Annotated in this window: 13 protein-coding genes; 4 read left to right on the top strand and 9 right to left on the bottom strand. The window is 55.1% G+C overall.

Annotated elements, in window-relative coordinates; all coding sequences use genetic code 11:
- Window positions 1-41 precede the first annotated feature (41 nt).
- Window positions 42-2,453: a beta-N-acetylhexosaminidase gene (locus ACQZQY_RS02415; protein ID WP_431296563.1), complete on the top strand. Its 2,412-nt coding sequence runs from the start codon at window positions 42-44 to the stop codon at window positions 2,451-2,453.
- A gap of 55 nt (window positions 2,454-2,508) precedes the next feature.
- On the opposite strand, the gene ACQZQY_RS02410 is transcribed toward ACQZQY_RS02415, so the two are convergent.
- The 4 genes from ACQZQY_RS02410 to ACQZQY_RS02395 all read right to left on the bottom strand — a co-directional run bounded on the left by ACQZQY_RS02410 (window position 2,509) and on the right by ACQZQY_RS02395 (window position 6,073).
- A complete protein-coding gene (locus tag ACQZQY_RS02410) occupies window positions 2,509-3,483 on the bottom strand; it encodes a TerC family protein (RefSeq protein ID WP_274388803.1) in 975 nt (324 codons plus the stop codon).
- A 298-nt stretch (window positions 3,484-3,781) separates the two neighbouring features.
- On the bottom strand, window positions 3,782-4,528 hold the full coding sequence (locus tag ACQZQY_RS02405; RefSeq protein WP_431296562.1) for a glutamine amidotransferase: 747 nt from the start codon (window positions 4,526-4,528) through the stop codon (window positions 3,782-3,784).
- A 27-nt stretch (window positions 4,529-4,555) separates the two neighbouring features.
- Window positions 4,556-5,542, bottom strand: coding sequence for a Gfo/Idh/MocA family protein (locus tag ACQZQY_RS02400; RefSeq protein WP_056782396.1), 987 nt, complete (start codon window positions 5,540-5,542; stop codon window positions 4,556-4,558).
- A gap of 24 nt (window positions 5,543-5,566) precedes the next feature.
- Window positions 5,567-6,073 carry a M48 metallopeptidase family protein gene (locus ACQZQY_RS02395; RefSeq protein WP_056782395.1) on the bottom strand — a complete coding sequence of 169 codons (507 nt, stop codon included), beginning with the start codon at window positions 6,071-6,073 and terminating at the stop codon, window positions 5,567-5,569.
- A 171-nt stretch (window positions 6,074-6,244) separates the two neighbouring features.
- Here ACQZQY_RS02395 and rlmG point away from each other — a divergent pair, with 171 nt between their 5' ends.
- Both rlmG and ACQZQY_RS02385 read left to right on the top strand, forming a co-directional pair.
- On the top strand, window positions 6,245-7,396 hold the full coding sequence (gene rlmG, locus ACQZQY_RS02390) for a 23S rRNA (guanine(1835)-N(2))-methyltransferase RlmG (RefSeq protein WP_056782394.1): 1,152 nt from the start codon (window positions 6,245-6,247) through the stop codon (window positions 7,394-7,396).
- A gap of 79 nt (window positions 7,397-7,475) precedes the next feature.
- Entirely contained in the window at window positions 7,476-7,736 is a 261-nt protein-coding gene (locus ACQZQY_RS02385; protein WP_431296561.1) for a hypothetical protein, read from the top strand.
- A 261-nt stretch (window positions 7,737-7,997) separates the two neighbouring features.
- Here ACQZQY_RS02385 and ACQZQY_RS02380 read toward each other — a convergent pair whose 3' ends face one another.
- A complete protein-coding gene (locus ACQZQY_RS02380; protein WP_431296560.1) occupies window positions 7,998-10,034 on the bottom strand; it encodes an FAD-dependent oxidoreductase in 2,037 nt (678 codons plus the stop codon).
- 392 nt (window positions 10,035-10,426) lie between these two features.
- Here ACQZQY_RS02380 and ACQZQY_RS02375 point away from each other — a divergent pair, with 392 nt between their 5' ends.
- Window positions 10,427-11,293: a crotonase/enoyl-CoA hydratase family protein gene (locus tag ACQZQY_RS02375; protein ID WP_056782392.1), complete on the top strand. Its 867-nt coding sequence runs from the start codon at window positions 10,427-10,429 to the stop codon at window positions 11,291-11,293.
- A 29-nt stretch (window positions 11,294-11,322) separates the two neighbouring features.
- On the opposite strand, the gene pdeR is transcribed toward ACQZQY_RS02375, so the two are convergent.
- The 4 genes from pdeR to malT all read right to left on the bottom strand — a co-directional run bounded on the left by pdeR (window position 11,323) and on the right by malT (window position 19,590).
- Entirely contained in the window at window positions 11,323-13,341 is a 2,019-nt protein-coding gene (gene pdeR / locus ACQZQY_RS02370; RefSeq protein WP_122096253.1) for a cyclic di-GMP phosphodiesterase, read from the bottom strand.
- Between the two features lie 292 nt (window positions 13,342-13,633).
- Window positions 13,634-15,931, bottom strand: coding sequence for a beta-glucosidase BglX (bglX, locus tag ACQZQY_RS02365; RefSeq protein ID WP_122096252.1), 2,298 nt, complete (start codon window positions 15,929-15,931; stop codon window positions 13,634-13,636).
- Between the two features lie 394 nt (window positions 15,932-16,325).
- Window positions 16,326-16,610, bottom strand: coding sequence for a YjcB family protein (locus tag ACQZQY_RS02360; protein ID WP_056782389.1), 285 nt, complete (start codon window positions 16,608-16,610; stop codon window positions 16,326-16,328).
- Window positions 16,611-16,863: 253 nt separating this feature from the next.
- Window positions 16,864-19,590 carry an HTH-type transcriptional regulator MalT gene (malT, locus tag ACQZQY_RS02355; RefSeq protein WP_056782388.1) on the bottom strand — a complete coding sequence of 909 codons (2,727 nt, stop codon included), beginning with the start codon at window positions 19,588-19,590 and terminating at the stop codon, window positions 16,864-16,866.
- Window positions 19,591-19,663 lie beyond the last annotated feature (73 nt).

Genomic DNA, 19,663 nt, shown 5'->3' with positions numbered 1-19,663 from the left:
GGCTAAGATGGCGCGCTTTTTTACTCTGAGGAATTTCACCGATGCGAGTGCCTTTCCGCCGTACCTTTCTGGCTTCATCTCTGCTGCTTTGTGTTTCCGCCTATGCCGCTCCGGCCGGTAATTTACCGCTGATGCCGTGGCCGCAGCAGGTGGATGTCACCTCACCTGCGGGTAAATTTGTTCTCAATGATGCGTTGCAGATTCAGGTCAAAGGCGATGCGCTGATGCCTGAAGTAAACCGTTGGCGCGAGCGTCTGGCGCAGCAAACCGGCTGGTATCTGTTGCCGCAAAACAGCGAAACGGCCAGCGGTCCGGCGGCGATCACTGTCATCATTAAACAGAAAACCGGTGCGCAGCCGATGCCGGACAGCGACGAAAGTTATCAGCTGGATGTCACGCCGCAGGGCGCGGTGCTGACCGCCAACACCCGTTTTGGCGCGTTACGCGGCATGGAAACGCTGCTGCAACTGGTGCAGAACGACGGCGAAAATACTGTTATTCCGCTGGTCAGTATTCACGACCAGCCGCGTTTTGCCTGGCGCGGCGTGCTGCTTGATTCCGCCCGTCATTTCCTGCCGGTGCCTGATATCAAACGTCAGCTCGACGGCATGGCGGCGGCAAAACTCAACGTGCTGCACTGGCATCTGAGTGACGATCAGGGCTGGCGCTTTGCATCGCAAAAGTATCCAAAACTACAGGAACTCGCCAGCGACGGGCAGTTTTACACCGTCGCGCAAATGAAAGACGTGGTGGCTTACGCCACGGAGCGGGGGATCCGCGTGGTGCCGGAAATCGATATGCCGGGGCACGCGTCGGCGATTGCGGTCGCGTATCCCGAACTGCTCAGCGCGCCGGGACCGTACAAAATGGAACGATCCTGGGGTGTGCACGCCCCGACGCTCGATCCCACCAATGAAAAAGTCTATGCCTTTGCGGAGGCCATCGTCGGTGAACTGACGCAGATCTTCCCCGATCCTTACCTGCATATTGGCGGTGATGAAGTGGACGCCACGCAGTGGAAAGCGTCGAAGCCGATCCAGGCATTTATGAAAGAGAAGGGCATCGCCGACACGCATGCCTTACAGGCTTACTTCAACACCCGTCTGCAAAAGATCCTGCATCAGCACCAGCGCAAAATGGTCGGCTGGGACGAGATTTTCCACCCGGATCTGCCGCATGACATCGTGATCCAGTCGTGGCAGGGGCCGGATTCGCTCGGCGCCAGCGCGCAGCAAGGTTATCAGGGCATTTTGTCCACCGGCTTCTATCTCGATCAGCCGCACAGCGCGGCCTATCATTACCGCAACGAAATTCTGCCGCAGCCTTCAGGTATGGATCAAAACGTAGCGGAAGGGGAAAAAGCGCAAAGCTGGTCATTCACTATGCCGCGTCTGAAAGGCAAACCGGTGGACGGCAGCTTTACGCTGATTGAAGGGAAAGACGGCTGGCGCGGATTTATCGATTTCACCGGCAAAACGCGCCGCGCGGTGCGTGACATTGTCTGGCGCAGCGATGGGCCGGTCAGCTTTGCGGTCGATACCTGGATGGGCGATACGCGGCCTGTGTTGCGCCTCAAAGACGGCGCATTGTCGGGTTATTTCATCATCGGCAATGCGCGATATCCGGTAACCGGCGCGCCGCTGAGTCAGGTGCCGGATGGCCTTCCGCCGGTGGTGCCTGACGCGCAAGGCATGAAAAATATTCTCGGCGGCGAAGCGGCGCTGTGGCAGGAAAATATCACGGCGCAGATCCTGGATCTGAAACTGTGGCCGCGCGGCTTTGTGGTGGCGGAACGGTTGTGGTCGGCGCAGGACGTCAAAGACACCGGCAATATGTTCCAGCGGCTGGCGAAAATCGACGCCTGGTCGGTGGTGTCAGTCGGGCTGCAACAGCATGTGGAAACCGCACGCCTGATGACGCGTCTGGCGAACAGCACCGACATCGCGCCGCTGCTCAGCTTCTCCACCGCGCTGGAACCTGCGCAGTATTACACCCGTCAGCACATCAAATTCCAGGCGGGGCATTACACGCAATCTGAACCGCTGAACCGGCTGGCGGATGCGCTACCGGCAGAAAGCAACGCGGTGCGCGAGTTTGCAGCCCAAATCACTGCGCTGGTGAAGGATCCGAAAAACGCGCAGGTCGCGCAATCCGTGCGTGAACAGCTGGAAAGCTGGCAGCGCAGCGCGGATTTGGTAAAACCGGTGCTGGCGCAAAATAGCGTGCTGAAACCGTTGCAGCCGGTGGCGGAAAAGTTAGGCGATTTGTCTTCACAAGGGCTGACATGGCTGGAGAAACTGCAAAAAGGCGAAACGCTGACAGCGCAGGAACGCCAGCAGGCGCAGGCGAAGCTGGACGACGCGGCAAAAGTGCAGGACGAACTGGTGATCGCCGTGGTGTATCCGCTGGAGGTATTGCTTAACGGCGTAGCGGGGCAGCAGCAGGGCCAGTAATAAAAAAAGCGCGACCGGTGAAGCGGCCGCGCTTTGCATTAATCTGTCGAAAATATTAAGACTGTGCGTTGTTCCTGCGATCGTTACGACGGTTCACCCAGGTGTTAATCAGCAGGGTGATGATCAGAATCGAAGCAATCACGCCCAGCGAAACGCCGACCGGAATATGGAACACGTCGAGCAACAGCATCTTGATACCGATGAAAATCAGGATCACCGCCAGACCGTATTTCAGCATCGAGAAACGTTCCGCCACGCCCGCCAGCAGGAAGTACATCGCACGCAGGCCGAGGATGGCAAACAGGTTAGACGTCAGCACGATGAACGGGTCGGTCGTCACGGCGAAGATGGCCGGAATACTGTCGACCGCGAAAATCACGTCGCTCAGTTCCACCATAATCAGCACCAGCAGCAGCGGTGTGGCGAACAGAATGCCGTTGCGGCGTATAAAGAATTTCTCACCGTGCAATTCGTCGGTCATGCGCATTTTGCTGCGCAGCCAGCGGATCACCGGCTTCTCGCCCACCTCGCCGTCATCTTCTTTGGTCAGCGCCATTTTAATCCCGGTGAACAGCAGAAACGCACCGAACACGTACAAAATCCAGCTGAACTGACCCACCAGCCAGCTGCCCGCGAAAATCATGCCGGTACGCAGCACGATCGCACCCAGTACGCCGTAGATCAGCACGCGGCGTTGCAGGTTGGCCGGAATGGAGAAGTAGCTGAACAGGATCAACCAGACGAAGACGTTATCCACCGCCAGCGCTTTTTCCAGCAGGTAGCCGGTCAGGAACATCGTGGCCTGGGCGTCTGCGACTTCGCGTCCAAACTCGCCGTTGAGATACCACCAGAAGCCGACGTTAAATAACAACGACAGGCCAATCCACACCAGCGACCAGACAGCGGCGCTTTTCATGGTCATGACCTGCGCGCCTTTGCGGCCCTGCAACAGCAGATCGAACGCGAGCATAATCACCACAACAACGGCAAATGCGCCCCATAACATCGGGTTGCCTACTGAATTCATCATTACGTTGTCCTCCGAAAAACATCAAAAAAAAACGGCCAGCGTCGGAAGACGTTAGCCGCTCTCTCTGAGCTGTAAGCAAACCTCGCCATCCGGCAAGGTCTCACTTACAACGAGATGTATTCATCCAAAGAATACGATTCTGGTTGCCCCGGTAACCGGGTGACTGAGACAGCGCTGCTGCGAGCGCGGGTCCAGACACCGTAATGACGATTATCCGACGAAGAAGTTACTCCCCTTTGCGATCCAAAAATTAATTCAAAGTGTAACTGCTGTCAACATTTTGACATATCTTTGCACTTTATCCCGCCAGTGCCTGTCGCTTACCCAAGGCACCGACGAAGGCCCGCAGCAAACCCTGACTGAGCGGTGTTTCGCTAAGGTGCTGAGCCTGATGGGCAAAGTCTACACGGTCGTCTTCGGCGATCGAACTCAGCCAGGTCAGATAGGTCTTCATCACCGCCAGACTGAATTCCGGATGGAACTGCGTGCTGATGGCGTTCGGGCCGTAGCGCAAAATCTGATGCGGATCGTGCTGCGTTTTCGCCAGCACCGTTGCGGTGGCGGGTGGAGTGATCACGGTTTGCAGGTGGATCAGGTTCGCCGCGAACTGCGCCGGAAGCTGCGATACCAGCGGATCAAGATGTCCGGCAGGCGTCAGCGTGACTTCATGCGTACCGAGTTCAATGCCCTGCGGATGGTAATCCACCTCGCCGCCCAGCGCGTAAGCCATCAGCTGATGACCGTAGCAGGCACCAAACATCGGCAATTCCTGCAACATCCCGAGGCGTACCCAGTCCGCCGCTTCTTCGCTCCACGCCAGATGCTCCGTCACCATGCTGCGCGAACCGGTAATGATCGCTCCGCAATAGTGTTCCGGCGGCAGCGGGCGCTCACCGGCCTGTAAATCCACAATCACCACCTGCTGCGCGTCGATATTGCCCTGACGAATAAACATCTGCGGGAAATTATCGTGCGCCCGACGGACAGGCTCCGGCGCGTGGCCGGTTTGCAAAATCAACAACGGCTTCAGACTGGGTGCGGTCATCTGTGACTCCCGAATGGGTGATAATCGTTAAGGCTGATGGTCGGCAGGGAACACCACCCCGGTCTGACGGCGGATTTCCGTCAGCACTTTGGCAGTGATGCGCGAGACTTCCAGCCCCGGATGCGCGACAAACTGGTTATCCACCAGAATCGCAAACGTTTCTGCTTCATACAGCATGGTGTTGATGTGCTGTGGCTGCGTCAGATCCAGCTTCTGGCTGCCTCGCGGCGTCAGGCTCAGCGTCTGGCATTCGGAAATTTTTTCCATTTGCAGCGTCCCTTCCTCACCCTGAATCTCGCTTGGCAGATGAGAGTCGCTGATTTTGGAATGGTTAATGACCACGACGAAGTCATCGGCATAAGACAAGATCACCGTCCCCTGGCCGTCGACACCACTTTCCAGCAAGGTGGCGGTGGCATTGATGGACAACGGTTCGCCAAACAGCGCCACGGCACTGGCCAGGCAGTAATAGCCGATATCCATGATCGAGCCGTTGGAAAACGCCGGGTTAAAGGTGTTTGGATTTTCACCCGCCAGATAACGCGGATAACGCGATGAATACTGGCAGTAATTCAGAATGGCTTTACGCAATTTACCGATGCGGTTCAGCGCCCCTTTCATGTGCAGGAAGTTCGGCAGGTACGCGGTTTTAAACGCTTCAAACAGCACCACATTGTTCTCTTTTGCACAGGCCATCAGGCTTTCAACCTCACGCAGATTAGAGGCCAGCGGCTTTTCACACATCACGTGTTTTTTATGGCTGAGGAACAGCAGAGACTGTGCGTAATGCAATGAATTCGGGCTGGCGATGTAGACCGCATCAATCAGGTCAGACGCCGCCATTTCTTCAAGAGAATCAAAATAGTGCCCGACCGGATAATCCTCGCCCAGCTTTTTGGCACCTTCCAGCGTGCGTGAATAAATCGCCGTGAGCTTCATTTTTCCGCTCTCGTGCGCGGCATCAATAAAACGTTGGGTGATCCAGTTGGTGCCGACGACAGCAAAGCGAATCATGCGTGTTCCCTATTGGTAGGTTAATTATTGATACAACTTGCCGAATATTTCCAGATGCGTCAGATACATGCGCGTGTCGAATTCTAACTGATGATAGTCGGGCGTCATATGACAGCACAGGCTATAGAAGGCTTTGTTGTGATCTTTCTCTTTAAGATGCGCCAGCTCGTGCACCACGATCATTTTCAGAAAAGCTTCCGGCGCGCTTTTAAACACCGTCGCCACGCGGATTTCCGCTTTGGCTTTCAGTTTGCCGCCCTGAATACGCGAAATCGCCGTATGCAGGCCGAGCGCGTGCTTCATCACGTGGATTTTATTGTCGTAGGCCACTTTGCTTAACGGTGATGAACTGCGCAAAAACTGATTTTTCAGGTCCAGCGTATACTGATAGAGCGATTTATCGGTGGTCAGCTCGTGCGGTTGCGGATACCGCGTCAGCAAGACTTTACCTAAACGTTCCTGGTCGATTAACTGACGCACCTGAGCCTGAAGGTGCTCGGGATAGCCTTGCAGATAGGTCAATTCAGGCATAACTGTTTGCTTTGTCTCTTATTGACGGGGAAAAGATGCCGTAACGATAAACGTGGATTTTAGCGCGATCGCAGGGATCCGGCAGATAAACCCCTTTTTAACTGAAAAAACATTTTACTGATAGCCCAATTTAGGGGATAAACAGCGCAAATTGAATATTGAGGAGGGCCAATGAGCCAATTCGAAACCGAAGTAGGTGGGCAGTTACTGCAACTGGATCTGGAACGTTATCCGCAGGACGAAGCGGCAACGCAGTTGCAGGCATGGGAAGCTGCTGATGAATATCTGCTGCAAACCCTGAACACCGGTGAGCTCAATGGCCGTCCGCTGCTGATTTTCAACGATGCTTTTGGCACGCTGGCGTGCGCATTGCAGGCGTTCAGTCCCACCAGCATCAATGACTCTTTCATGAGCCAGCTGGCCACGCGCCACAACTTGCGTCTGAACGGTTTTGACGAAGACGCCGTGGCAGCGCAAAGCAGCCTGGTGCCGTTGCCGATCAATCCGGGTCTGGTCATCATCAAGGTGCCAAAAACGCTGGCGCTGCTGGAACAGCAACTGCTGGCGCTGCGCGAAGTCGTGACGCCGGACACCCAGATTATCGCCGGGGCGAAGGCCCGTGATATTCACACCTCCACGCTGCAACTGTTTGAAAAAATCCTCGGCCCGACCAAAACCAGTCTGGCGTGGAAAAAAGCGCGTCTGATCCATTGCGAAGCCACCTTGCCAGCGCAGGCCGCCGAACCGGTGATCGCCGAATGGGCGCTGGACGACAGTGAGTTCCGTATCTCCAACCACGCGAACGTGTTCTCGCGCGGCGGTCTGGACATCGGTGCGCGTTTCTTCATGCAACATTTGCCGGAAGGTATTGAAGGACGCATGGTGGATTTAGGCTGCGGTAACGGCGTCATCGGCATGACAGCCCTGGCACTGAACCCGGACGCGGAAATGCTGTTCGTCGATGAATCTTATATGGCGGTGGAATCGAGCCGTATCAACGTCGAAAACAATTTGCCGCAGGATGTCAGCCGCTGTCATTTCGAAGTGAACAACATGCTGGCCGGTGTTGAACGCGAAACCCTGGACGCGGTGCTGTGTAACCCGCCATTCCATCAGGGCACGGTCGTCAGCGATGACACCGCCTGGCGCATGTTCTGCGATGCCAAACGTTGCCTGCAAACCGGCGGCGAACTGCGCATCGTCGGCAACCGTCATCTCGATTACTACCAGAAACTGCGTCGCCTGTTCGGTAACTGCACGACTATCGCCACCAACCAGAAATTCGTCATTCTGCGCGCGGTGAAAACGGCGTCGCATCACTGATTTTTGACACATTGATGATTACCCGGCCTTTACATCATGGATAAGTAATAAAAGGCCGGGGCTTTCAGGGAGAAGGCATGTGGGTATCGACGTTTCGATCAACAAGGAAGTTAAATTCAACGGTGCTCATGAAAATCGGGTCATTACCGGTGTTCATTTAAATCCCAAAAAATCTCATGTTGGGAAAAATCCCTGTCTGAAGGTTTTTAGTATCTATACCCGCACAAAGCAGGGAGATCTCCGGCGCGACGGTAATCCTCTGATCTACGCGTTGAAATCACTTAACGGCTTTACTATCAGCAAAGCTGAACTCCGTGCCTTCAGGCCTACGCTCCTGTAATGTAGACTAATCAGTGCAGCCAACATACGCCCTTGGCTGTCTAAATATGAAGCATTCTGCAAGGAATGTGGGTTCGTGCAGGCACCCTGATATGGGTCGGGTCGATAAGCGACAAAATCATATCTGAAGAATGGCAGCGACATTCTCCAACATGCAAAGTTGTAAACATTGCCGGGTCAGTTGGCGTCCATACGCTGAACACCCCGTTAAAAAAGCCGCTCACGCGGCTTTTTTTCGTCTGTGATTCTCCAGGGCGGTTGTCTACATGTTCAGTGCCAGCCGCGTGCCCTGATCGATTGCCCGACGTGCATCCAGCTCGACGGCGATGTCTGCGCCGCCAATCAGATGCACGGTTTTACCCGCCGCCTGTAATGGCTGATACAACGCCCGCTGCGGCTCCTGTCCGGCGCAGATAATCACGTTATCCACTTCCAGACATACCGGCTGACCGTTCATGATCAGGTGCAAACCTGCGTCGTCGATGCGCTCGTAACTCACGCCGCTTTGCATTTTCACGCCACGCTGCAGCAGGCTGGCGCGGTGGATCCAGCCAGTGGTTTTGCCCAGTCCTGCGCCGACTTTAGTGGTTTTGCGTTGCAGCAACACGATATCCCGCGCGGCGGGTTCCGGCTGCGGGCCAGATGGCGCCAGCCCGCCACGGTGCGTCAGGCTCTGGTCGATCCCCCATTCGTGGCTGAAGGCCTGGGCACTGAGGCTCGACGACGGACCGTTATGTATCAGGTATTCGGCAGTATCAAAACCAATGCCGCCTGCGCCGATAATGGCGACGCGCTGGCCGACCGGTTTTTTATCCCGCAACACGTCGAGATAGGTCAGCACGCACGGATGATCTATGCCCGCAATGTCCGGCAGGCGCGGTGAAATACCGCAGGCGAGGATCACTTCGTCATAGCCGGTCAGCTGGCTGGCGCTGACGGTTTCGCCGAGGCGCAGCGTCACGCCAAGCAGCGTCAGCTGGCGCGAGTAATAGCGCAACGTCTGATAAAACTCTTCTTTGCCGGGGATCTGTTTGGCGACATTAAATTGCCCGCCGATTTCATTGTGTGCGTCGAACAGGGTGACGTGATGCCCGCGGCTGGCGGCAGTGGTGGCAAAGGCCAGCCCGGCGGGGCCCGAACCGACGACGGCCAGGCGTTTGGGGACCTGCGCGCGGGTCACCGGCAGCTGCGTTTCCCGGCAGGCACGCGGATTCACCAGACAGGACGTCACTTCGCCAGCGAAAATCTGATCCAGACAGGCCTGATTGCAGCCGATGCAGGTATTGATTTCATCAGCCCGGCCCTGTGCGGCTTTTTCGACAAACGCCGGATCGGCGAGGAACGGACGCGCCATCGACACCATGTCCGCGCAGCCTTCGGCGAGAATTTTCTCAGCCACGTCGGGGTCATTGATACGGTTGGTGGTGATGAGCGGAATGCCGACTTTGCCCATCAGTTTTTGCGTCACCCAGCTGAACGCGGCGCGCGGCACCATGGTGGCGATGGTCGGGATCCGCGCTTCGTGCCAGCCGATACCGGTATTGATGATGCTCGCGCCCGCCTGTTCAATCCGCTGCGCCAGCGTTTCGACTTCCTGCCAGTCCGAGCCTTCTTCGACCAGATCCAGCATGGATAAGCGATAAATAATGATGAATGCCTGCCCGCAGGTTTCACGCACGCGGCGCACGGCTTCGATAGCAAAACGCATCCGGTTTTCAGCCGAACCGCCCCAGCGGTCGCTGCGCTGATTGGTTCTGGCGGCCAGAAACTGATTAATCAGATAACCTTCCGAGCCCATAATTTCCACGCCGTCGTAACCTGACTCCTTCGCCAGCGCTGCGCAGCGCGCGAAGTCTTCCAGCGTTGCCTCGATCTCTTCTTCGCTCAACGCATGGGGCGTAAAACGGTTAATCGGTGCCTGCAGGGCAGAAGGCGCGACCGGATTTGGCTGATAGCTGTAGCGTCCGGCGTGCAGAATTTGCAGCGCGATTTTCCCCCCGGCGGCGTGCACCGCGCGGGTCACCACACGGTGGTGGGTGATGTGTTGCTGTTCGGCAAGGATCGAACCGCCCTGATAAACCACGCCCTGCGCATTGGGCGAAATACCGCCGGTCACGATAAGCCCGACGCCCGCTGCGGCACGCTCGGCATAAAAAGCCGCCAGCCGTTCCGGCCCGTCTTCCAGCTCTTCAAGACCGGTGTGCATGGATCCCATCAGCACGCGGTTTTTCAGCTGCGTAAAGCCTAAATCCAGCGGCGCCAGCAGGTGTGGATAAAACAGCGAAGCGGGTTCAGTCATGGAATTCTCTTAAGTGGTCGGAGGAGATGAATTCAATTTAGCGGGTGGCGGAAGAATTGGAAAGCGGGCGCGCCATGATTGTGACGTGTATCACTGTGGCAAAACGGAAAGGTTTTATTAACTCTTCCTCATATTATTAATCAGGTTTATTTAATTAACAGATTATTACTGAGGAGGCGAACGAGTGCTTTTTTGCGGGGGAAATCATTATTTCACTGTTTTTACACAACATTGATTGATTGCAGGTTGTTTATTTTTAACATTTTTTTATTGAATTTTGTGTATTAGGAATATTCTTATAAAAACACCTCGAATCGATTCAGTTCGGGTTAGAGCTGGACTAGGCTGGAGCTGCTTCACCCTAAAATTCAATTCTAACCTGGATATATACTATGAATCTTATTGACCATACAGCCTGCCGTCCGTTTACCGAAGCCGGGCATTTGTCGCAAATTGCTGCCTATTATGAAGAAGGCCGTAATGTCATGTGGATGATGCTCAGGTCTTATCCACGTCCTTGTTTTAATCAGGAGCTTATCGAAGACATCATGACATTGACCTACGCCGCGAAAGCGTCTGGGCTGCGTTTCGACTTTTGGGTCACCGGCTCGCTGGTCCCCAATATGTACAACGTCGGCGGTGATCTCAGCTTCTTCGTCGATTCCATCGTAAACAACAAGCGCGAAGCATTGCGCGCTTACGCCAGAGCCTGTGTGGACTGCGTACACGCCGCCGCGCGCGGGTTTGATGTCGGTGCCATCAGTTTGTCGATGATTGAAGGAACGGCGCTGGGAGGCGGGTTTGAAGCGGCACTGGCGCACCATTACGTGCTGGCGCAGAACACGGCCAGGATGGGGTTTCCTGAAATCGCGTTTAACCTGTTCCCCGGCATGGGGGGCTATTCGCTGGTATCACGTAAAGCCGGGATGCGGCTCGCGGAGGAACTGATCACTACCGGCGAATCGCATACGGCGGAATGGTTCGAAAGCCGGGGCCTGGTGGATGTCCTGTTCCAGCCCGGTGAGGCGTTTAACGCCACGCGTACCTTTATGGATACGTTGCGGCCAAAACTTAACGGGATACGTGCGATGCTCCGCGCACGCCAGCGTGTATTGCAGCTGTCGCGTTCGGAACTGATGGATATCACGGAGGATTGGGTGGATGCGGCATTTACGCTGGAGGAGAAAGATCTGAGTTACATGGAGCGGCTGGTCATGCTGCAAAACCGGCATACGGCGTCATTGCGTAAAACCGGCTAGCAGCAAACGGAAAAAGCCCGTCACTGGTGCTATTTCTGTTTGGCTTTATGTTTAAACACATTGGGTGAAGCAACGTTTTTATCATCAAGCCAGTGCTCGAGTTCCGTTGCGGGCATTGGCTTGGCGTAAAGAAAACCTTGTTTGCTGTCCACGCCAATTTCGTCGATCAGCTTTTCTTCTTCCGCCGTTTCAACCCCTTCTGCCACCACCGTCAGTTGCAACGTTTTTGCCACCGCAACAATGGCCCGCACCAGCGCCTGAGACACCGGATTGTCATTGATTCCCCGCACAAAACTTTGATCGAGTTTGATGCAGTCCAGCGGGATGCGTGCCAGTTGTGACAACGAAGAATACCCGGTGCCGAAGTCATCCAGATGCACCTGCGCGCCCAGCTTATGTAACTGATTAATCATGGTGACCGCCGCGCCTTCGTCTTCCACCAGGCAGCTTTCTGTCAGCTCAAAATCCAGCAAACAGCCTTTCATGCCTGACGTTTTCATGGCTTCTGCCAGCGTGGTGATGAACGACCCGTTATTCAGCTGACGCCCGGAAAGATTAACCGCCACGCGCAGGTTGAGGCCTTTTTTCTGCCATTCTGTCGCCTGACGGGTAGCGGTTTCGATGACCCATTTTCCAAGCGGCGTGATAAGCCCGGACTCTTCAGCGTAGGGAATGAAACTTTGCGGCTGAATCAGCCCGCGCTCCGGGGACTGCCAGCGCAGCAGCGCCTCGACGCTGTTGACCGCGCCGTACAGCGACACCTTCGGCTGGTAATACAGCACCAGCTGATCTTTTTCCGCCAGCGCTTTACGCAGATGGGTGTCCAGCCACATGTATTCCGCCGCTTTCTGATTCATTTCCACAGAGAAAACGCAGTGCGAGTTTTTGCCCTTTTCCTTCGCCACGTACATGGCGGTATCGGCATTTTGCAGCAGGGTATCGCCGTCGGTGCCATGTTCAGGGCAAATGGCAATACCGCCGGAACAGCCGGTGTAGACTTCAATCAGCCCGATACGAAACGGCATACTCAGACGGTGTAAAACACGCTGACTCAGCGCTTCCATCGTTTTGATTTCAGCGTTTGAGCTGAGAATGATGAATTCATCGCCGCCAAGACGGGCCAGTTTATCGTTGGCTGAAAGGCAATCCTGAATCGCATCTGACACTGCGCGCAGCAGGTGGTCGCCAAACATATGCCCGTAGGCGTCGTTAACTTTTTTGAAGTTGTCGAGATCGAGGTAAATCAGCCCGACTTTCGTGTCACCCCGGTCTTTCAGCGCCGTCGCCAGAGATTCCTGCAACGCGTTACGATTCGCGAAACCGGTAACAAGATCGGTGTTTGCCAGCACGCGTAAGCGCTCCTGCGCTTTACGTTCGTCGGTGATGTCTGAGCCAGAGCAGATCAGAAATTTTTGCTGCTTGCCGCTGCCGCTGTGAACGAATTTATTGCGAAACAGGAATAGCCGCTGGCCTTTAACGGTATTGATCCAGCGTTCGACTTCGTAGGATTGCTGATGCTGAAAGAAACTGCTGATGTTCTGACGTGAGGCCAGCCCTTCTTCCATCGACATGAATAAATCGTAGGCGCTGCGCCCGATAACATCCTCTTCACGCAGGCCGGTGTACTCTTCGCTCAGCCGGTTAAAACGGTGGATTTTGCCTTCCTGATCGATAATGACGATCACGGAATTGGCTTCGGAAACGACCTGCTCTGCAAAGGTCAGCCCGACCTCTAAATCGTGCGCGACGGACTCGGTGTCCTGATAGGCCGACGCAGTGCCCGCCCAGACCTGACCATCAATTTTTCGACCCACCAGAAACAGGCGCACCTGTGATCCGAACAGCGTGATGTCCAGCGTAAAACTTGAGGTAATCCCGGTCAGTTGCCTGATCTTTCCTGCCTGCCATTGGGTCAGGGAGATCGCCACGTTGACGATGCCTTTCTCAGCAGATAACTCCAGCGCGTTGCTGTCTGAACCCAGTCGCCAGTATGGGCGGGGCGTACCAAAATGCAGGTACAGGATGGAGGCATCTTGTGAGTCGACCATGGAATGTTTCTCCGCAAAGAACGCAAAACGCCGTCAGCGCAGTGACCTGGCGACAGTCAGCACAGACGGAGCTTACTCTGTTGAGCCCACTCGCAACGCTCCGCATCCGGCGGATAAAGGCAAAAGGGCATAACACATTGAAATTAAGGTTAGCAACTGTCCGTTATATATCCAGTTTACGGGCAGAAATTGCCGCCCAGTGCTGACGACACGCGTTGGCGGATGCCGTCAGCACTGAGGGGCTTTTGACCGATCTCCGGGCGAGCATGCCGCCCGGAGATCGCTTTCGAGATTACTTCAGCAGGAAGCTGGTTTGTTTGACGTTTTCTGAATCCAGCCCAACGAAGACGTTGAACTTGCCAGGCTCGGAAGCCCATTTCAGCTGATCATTGTAGAAACGCAGATCCTGTTCGTTCACTGTAAAGGTGACGACTTTTTGCTCACCCGGCTGCAACTCGATTTTCTCGAAGTTTTTCAGCTGCTTGACCGGACGGCTGATGGACGCGGTGACGTCCTGCAAATACAGCTGCACGATGGTCGCGCCGCTGCGTTTACCGGTATTTTTCACCGTCACGCTGGCGGTCAGCGGGTGTTTGGCATCCATGGTGGTGGAAGACAGGCTGACGTCAGAGACGCTGAAGTCGGTATAGCTCAGACCATAACCGAACGGGAACAGCGGGCCGTTAGTGATATCAAAATAGCGGGTGGTGTATTTATCCGGATGCTGCGGATTAAACGGACGCCCTGTATTAAGGAAGCTGTAATACAGCGGGATCTGGCCTACTGCGCGCGGGAAGGTCATCGGCAATTTGCCTGACGGGTTGTAATCGCCAAACAGCACGTCAGCAATCGCGTGACCGCCTTCGGTGCCGCTGAACCAGGTTTCCAGCATCGCGTCGGAGATTTCATTTTCCCATGACAGCGTCAGCGGACGGCCATTCATCAGAACAATGACCAGCGGTTTGCCGGTCGCTTTCAGGGCTTTCAGTAAGTCGCGCTGGCTTTGCGGGATGTTCAGTTCAGAACGGCTGGACGCCTCGTGCGCCATACCTTGCGCTTCACCAACGACCGCGACCACAACGTCAGATTTTTCAGCGGTTTTCACGGCTTCATCAATCATTTCCTGCGGTTTACGTGTGTCGTTGATCACCTGCTTGTCATAAGAGTTGAGGAAATCCACCATGGCCTGATCGTCAGTGACGTTAGCGCCGCGTGCATAAAGAACGTTGCCTTTATCGCCGAGCACATCCTTCATGCCCTGCAGGACGGTTACCGCCTGAGCTGCTTTACCGGCGGCAGACCAGCTGCCCATGACGTCACGTTTGCTGTCAGCCAGCGGTCCGATCACGGCGATGGTGCCCGCTTTCTGCAACGGTAATGTCTGATTGTTGTTTTTCAGCAGCACCAGCGAGGTTCGCGCCACTTCGCGCGCTTCGTTGCGGTGCAGGCGGCTTTCGGCGTTGGTATCCGCCGGGTCGCTCGACTGTGGGCCTAAATGACGGTACTCATCCACAAACAGGCCCATGTCCCATTTTGCGGCCAGTACGTCACGCACCGCGCGGTCGATATCATTCTGGCTGACCATGCCGTCGGCGAGCAGGCCTTTCAGATACTTGCCGTACATGTTATCCGCCATGTCCATATCGACACCGGCTTTCAATGCCATGGCCGCCGCCTGACGATCGTCTTCGGCTACGCCGTGTTTGACCAGGCCGCCGATAGCGCCGTGGTCGCTGACGGTCAGGCCTTTGAATTGCCAGTCGTCACGCAGAATGTCTTTTAAAAGCCAGGTGTTGGAGGTGGCAGGCGTGCCGTTGATACTGTTCAGCGCCACCATCACACCGCCAGCACCCGCATCGACAGCGGCTTTGTACGGTGGCATGTAGTCGTTGAACATGCGCGTCAGACTCATATCCACGGTGTTGTATTCCCGGCCGCCTTCGACAGCGCCGTACAACGCGTAGTGTTTGACGTTTGCCATCACCGCGTCAGGGGCAGACGGGTCTTTGCCCTGATAACCGGTAACCATTTCATGCGCGAGGCGTGAAGTGAGATAGGTGTCTTCACCGAAACCTTCGGAAACACGGCCCCAGCGTGGATCGCGGGTCACATCTACCATCGGCGAGAACGTCATGTTCAGGCCATCAGCTGCGGTTTCTTTTGCAGAAATGCGTGCGCTGGTGGCCACGGCCTGCATGTCCCAGCTGGCTGCCAGACCGAGGCTGATCGGGAAAATAGTGCGCTGGCCGTGTACCACGTCATACGCATAGAAAGGAGGGATTTTCAGGCGGCTGTTTTTCACCTCATCCTGAAGGCGGCGAATATCGGGTTTGGTCACGGTATTAAATACGCCACCGACTTTGCCGTCGCGAATATCGGCCATGATCGCTTCTTTCGGATAATCCGTCCCGACGGTCACCAGATTCAACTGACCAATTTTTTCATCAAGGGTCATTTTTTTCATCAGATCAGCAATGAACGCATTGCGCTCTTTTACCTGATTCTGAGGTATACCCGCCGTTTCTACTGCCAGAGCAGAAGCAGAACTTACCAGTAGCACAAACGCGCCGAGCATGTGATGCGTATTCATCGGAATTCCTTCAGCCATAAGCAGGGATGCCAAAACAGAGAAAATTCAGCAGCCTGAAGCAAACAAATCAATGATCATTCTAAGAAAAGTATAGTGTGAGAATCTAATACGACCCTTCAACTATTAGCAATCAATAGTTTTATCGTGCGGCACATTATCTTTTACCTGTGGAGACAGATCGCAATTTACAGGTAATCGGGCAGATGGCTACTAAAAGACGTTCGATATACCCCGCAATTTCAGACAATTAGGATTAGATGACAAATCGGTTCAGTAATGAGCGATGAAATAGCGCGGGAAGGGAGATTTTTGCACAATGAGCCGGGCAGAGCGTGATGCTCAGCCCGGAAAAAGCCGATTAATCTGTCAGGCAGGAAACAATAATAAAACGGCATTAATAATAGAACGGCATATCGGTGGGGGTTTTACTCATCACATCGAAGAAAACGTCTTTGGTCATTGACCAGAATTGCGCAATGGCAGCGGCGTTGTAAGTCATGCCCATCAGGCTCATGACAAAGAAACAGGTCACCGTCAGGCCAAGACCGCTACAGACGAACGCCATGGTGTTGCGGCTCGACTGACGGCAAAGAATATTGAGCTGGCTGGTGCAGAACATCAAAAAAGCGCTCAGCAATTCCCAGCGCATCATGACTATTCCGGCAGTTAACGTTCCCATTGATAAAATCCTTACTCACTACAGCCGGTTGCACGATGCCAAAATCAGCCGCAAAGGCTGTTTAAACAGGGTGAGCAATGGGCTTACTGAAGAAATGAAGAAACACAATAATGTGATGTATGTCACATTATATCATCAGATTTTCGTGATGAGCAGGGGCGATGAGCAAAAAATGCTCGCTAATGCATTTTATGTATAACGCACAGCTGATTCATGGCCGTGCGTTATTAAAGGCGGGAATGAAGTAAAGGAATTACGCGCCGTAGCCCATCACCTGCAACAGATGCTGAGCCTGCTGCACAGCTTCCTGGCGGTGTGCGACGCCGAGTTTTTGATACAGGTTACGGATATGCGTTTTGATGGTGGTGGACGCCACATCCAGCTCACCGGCGATCTGATCATTGCTGTAACCGGAATAGATCAGCCCCAGTACCTGCCACTCGCGCTGGGTCAGCGGGCTGGTGCGAATGAGTTCCGGCACCTGCGGGTGGGTCAGCAGCTTATTAACGAAGCCTTCGTCGAAATGCGCAAACTTGTGGCGGTGATGCTGGTTAATCTCGCGCAGGATTTGCTGGGCGCGGCGCTGTTCCAGCTCGGGCAGCAAATTAAGCTGAATCAGCTGACGAAGTTGCTGCGCCATCATTTCGCCTTCGATGACGAAGTGGCTGACAAAGCCGGTGCGGTTCGCCAGCCCGAGCGCTTCGATCAGGACTTTCTGCGCGTCGCTTTTGCGCCCGGTATGCCAGTACAGCAGATTACTCAGCAGCAGATTGCGGTTCAGATCGCTGGTCAGACGCAGCTGGCGGGCGTTCTGATTCAGTTCATCCAGCACCACTTCGGCTTCATCAAACTTCTCCAGCAAAATCTGCACGCGGGCAATATTGCGCCACTGCCCCTGCTGGAAATGGTTGTCCGCCATGTCCGGTTTTCTGGCCTGTTGCAGCCATTGTCGCGCGGCGGCTTTATCGCCGATCATCTGCCAGTAAATCACCCGTGGCTTGTCGGTGTTGGTCAGCCAGTCAATATGGTACTGACCGGTTTTAAGCAGAGCCTCGCAGCGCTGTAAATGGTGGTGCGCGTTGTCGAGCTGGCCGCGCGCCAGCGAGCATTTCGCCAGCATCGCCAGACATTGCAACTGCTGCTGCGGCTGGAAATTGGTCAGCACGTTGAGCCCTTCACGGGCGGCCTCTTCGGCATCGTCAAGCCGCGACCACGACCACAATAACTGTGAACGCAGACGCAGCAGGAATTCATGCATCGGTAGCTGTTCGAGATGTTGCTCGCGCACCAGTTCAAACGCGCGATCCTGCATTTCATAGGCCGCCTGCAAATAGCCCTGAGCAATCAGGATTTCACTCTGTTGCAGCAGCGCCCATAACGCGTAGTGATAAGCTTCGTACCGGCGGGCGATCTGTTCAGTTTGCTGCATCAGCGGCAGCGCGCGGGTGAGATCGCCTTTGCAGTGCTGAATCTCACCGGTGACTGAGGTGGCGACGATGCGGCTGTAATAGCTTTCATACGGCAGGAAACGCAGGGCATCGGCGGCCAGTTTTTCCGCCTCATCCTGACGGCCATCGTTGATCGCCACCTGCGCGCGCAGGGCGTCGAACTCGGCGGTCATGTCCTGCTCCATCACAATGCTGCGCTGTTGCATTTCACTTTCCGCGCGCACCAGCAGGGTTTCCACTTCGGCATAACGATGCTGACTTTGTGCCAGCCAGGCCTGCAACAGGACCAGCTTGGGATTTTGGATCAGGCGCTCATACGGCAGCGCGTTCAGACACTCTTCCAGCAAGGCCAGTTCGCTTTGATTGAACAGCGCCCAGGCGTGTTGCAGCAGAATATCACGCAGCATATCGGTGTCTTCGGCTCCCAGCGCGTGATGAATGGCTTCGGCGGGGAAGCCTTGCGCCAGCCAGCCTTCGGCAGCCGCACGATGAATGGCGGGCAGTTCAGCCGCCAGTTCCCACTGGCAGCGCTGACGCAGGAAGGTGGCAAACAAAGGGTGGAAGTTAAACCATTCACCCGTGTCATCCATACGATGGATGAATAATCCCTGGCGCTCTAATTCTTCCAGACGCTGCTGACCATTGTCTCCGCCGGTCAGACGCACAATCAGCGCGTCATTCATTGAGCGCAGCAGCGAGCAGCGCAGCAGGAAATCACGCGTCGGCGCATCCACGCGATCCAGTACTTCATCCACCAGATACTCGGATAAATGGCTGGCATTCAGCCCGGCAAGTTTACGGGCGGATTGCTGGGTTGACTGTTGGGCAGGCGTGGTGGACTGGCGTGCTGAGAGCGCAATCAGTTGCAGCGCGGTGGCCCAGCCCGCGACGTCATCACACAAACGGCTGCTGTCAGCCTGATCGATCGGATCCCTGAGACGGCAGTCGAAGAATTGTTGTGTTTCGGGATGGGTAAAGGCCAGATGGGAAGCGTTTAGCTCAAGCAACTGGTCGCGCACGCGCAGGTTCGCGATGCCCAGCGGTGGCAGGGTACGCGAGAGCACCACCAGCGACATATTCTCCGGCTGATGGCGCAGGAAAAAGCGCATGCCTTCATGAATGGCATCGTTCGAAATCAGATGGTAGTCGTCGATCACCAGCAACAGCGGGCGGTGCCAGTCGGAAAGCTCCACGAACAGTTGCCCGAACAACGCGGACAAACTGGCGTACTGATGCTTCTGGCTCAAGGCTTCGCTCTTCACGCAATGACCGCCGCAGGCCTGCTGAACGGCGGCGATCAGGTAGCTGGCAAAACGCTCCGGCTGATTGTCGCTTTCATCCAGAGAATACCAGCCCAGATCGCTTTTACCCGCCGCCCAGTGTGCCACCAGCGTCGTTTTCCCATAGCCCGCCGGGCTGGCGACCAGGGTCAGACGATAATTCGGCGCAGTCGAGAGTTTCGTCAGCAGACGATCGCGAACCACAGTATTTTGCTGCCGCACCGGGCGGCTCAGTTTTGACGGGATCAGCATTTTTTTCGATTCTTTTGACGATAATCTGGGGGCGGCTTAATTATTTCACAGCGTGTAATTAATCACTTTTCCT

This window comes from Rahnella sp. PAMC25559 (assembly GCF_050632365.1).
GTDB lineage: Bacteria > Pseudomonadota > Gammaproteobacteria > Enterobacterales > Enterobacteriaceae > Rahnella > Rahnella rivi.
Note: the sequence above shows the minus strand (reverse complement) of the source record. Positions and strands in the feature narration are given on the sequence as shown.

What these genes read in the sequence shown, in the direction of transcription:
- ACQZQY_RS02410 (WP_274388803.1), bottom strand. Translation starts at nt 3,483, where the DNA reads ATGATGAATTCAGTAGGCAACCCGATGTTATGGGGCGCATTTGCCGTT.
- ACQZQY_RS02400 (WP_056782396.1), bottom strand. Translation starts at nt 5,542, where the DNA reads ATGATTCGCTTTGCTGTCGTCGGCACCAACTGGATCACCCAACGTTTT.
- ACQZQY_RS02380 (WP_431296560.1), bottom strand. Translation starts at nt 10,034, where the DNA reads ATGACTGAACCCGCTTCGCTGTTTTATCCACACCTGCTGGCGCCGCTG.
- malT (WP_056782388.1), bottom strand. Translation starts at nt 19,590, where the DNA reads ATGCTGATCCCGTCAAAACTGAGCCGCCCGGTGCGGCAGCAAAATACT.
- ACQZQY_RS02360 (WP_056782389.1), bottom strand. Translation starts at nt 16,610, where the DNA reads ATGGGAACGTTAACTGCCGGAATAGTCATGATGCGCTGGGAATTGCTG.
- ACQZQY_RS02405 (WP_431296562.1), bottom strand. Translation starts at nt 4,528, where the DNA reads ATGACCGCACCCAGTCTGAAGCCGTTGTTGATTTTGCAAACCGGCCAC.
- ACQZQY_RS02375 (WP_056782392.1), top strand. Translation starts at nt 10,427, where the DNA reads ATGAATCTTATTGACCATACAGCCTGCCGTCCGTTTACCGAAGCCGGG.
- rlmG (WP_056782394.1), top strand. Translation starts at nt 6,245, where the DNA reads ATGAGCCAATTCGAAACCGAAGTAGGTGGGCAGTTACTGCAACTGGAT.
- ACQZQY_RS02415 (WP_431296563.1), top strand. Translation starts at nt 42, where the DNA reads ATGCGAGTGCCTTTCCGCCGTACCTTTCTGGCTTCATCTCTGCTGCTT.
- pdeR (WP_122096253.1), bottom strand. Translation starts at nt 13,341, where the DNA reads ATGGTCGACTCACAAGATGCCTCCATCCTGTACCTGCATTTTGGTACG.
- ACQZQY_RS02395 (WP_056782395.1), bottom strand. Translation starts at nt 6,073, where the DNA reads ATGCCTGAATTGACCTATCTGCAAGGCTATCCCGAGCACCTTCAGGCT.
- bglX (WP_122096252.1), bottom strand. Translation starts at nt 15,931, where the DNA reads ATGAATACGCATCACATGCTCGGCGCGTTTGTGCTACTGGTAAGTTCT.